This window comes from Candidatus Poribacteria bacterium (genome assembly GCA_021295755.1).
GTDB lineage: Bacteria > Poribacteria > WGA-4E > WGA-4E > PCPOR2b > PCPOR2b.
On sequence record JAGWBT010000227.1, the window covers coordinates 5,201 to 5,993 of the forward strand.

Consider the following 793-nt stretch of genomic DNA (forward strand, 5'->3'; position numbering starts at 1 on the left):
CAGGCAGCCGAGGAGTGTGATTCTGACGGTTTTCACTAGATACCTCCTTATCAACTAGAGTAGAACTTGAACGACTCGGTCGCAGTTCTTCATGCCACTGCTGAAATTCATACATGAAGAGGTGATATAGCTCGAAAAGCGCTGCATCATAGGGTCCACCTTACGGGGTTTGTCGTCTGTATTCGACACATGGAGTCCGTGCGGGTTATAGTCCGTTCCACTCCTCGCAAATACTTCTGGCTGCTCCGTAGGAAAGAGCAGCTTCCTAAGTCCTTCTTGCTCTTTCGGAGTAAGGGCTTTTATTGGTCTCGCAGAATTCAATCGCATTGGGTGATACCTCACTTTCTTTGTGGTGTGGTCAACATCTTGGATTTGGTCTTTATCGCCTAGTAGTTCAGCCAATAGTCGTTAGAGGTTACGGCATACGGAGTATGCCTACTACTTTTAGTGCGTTGGGTTTCACGCTCACCGCTCAACCCAACCTACGGGCTTCAAAAAGAGGCTCTGTGACAAGCTGATCCCGCCTAGTGTCTCACATTCACTCCCCGCGCCTGCAACGCGGGAATGTATACGTTACGCGAAACATCGCTCAAGGGGTTACCGCTCACGGTGACGGTATCTCCTGCCCAGTCGAAGTCTTCACGGGTATCATCGACCAGTCCAGGGTTATCTACCAACGGCTTCAGATCCACAATCATGTTTCTATCGAGATAGAGCTTGTCTAGCTGAATTAAGTTTGCCAAAGGAGCGATATCGCGGATCTGGTTGTCTCGGAGGTTAAGCTCCTTTAGCT

1 protein-coding gene is annotated in these 793 nt (G+C 49.3%); it reads right to left on the reverse strand.

Annotated features, from left to right (window positions below; translation table 11 throughout):
* Positions 1–524: 524 nt before the first annotated feature.
* The coding region (locus J4G02_22405) for a leucine-rich repeat domain-containing protein (protein MCE2397263.1) at positions 525–793 on the reverse strand (269 nt) is incomplete at its 5' end.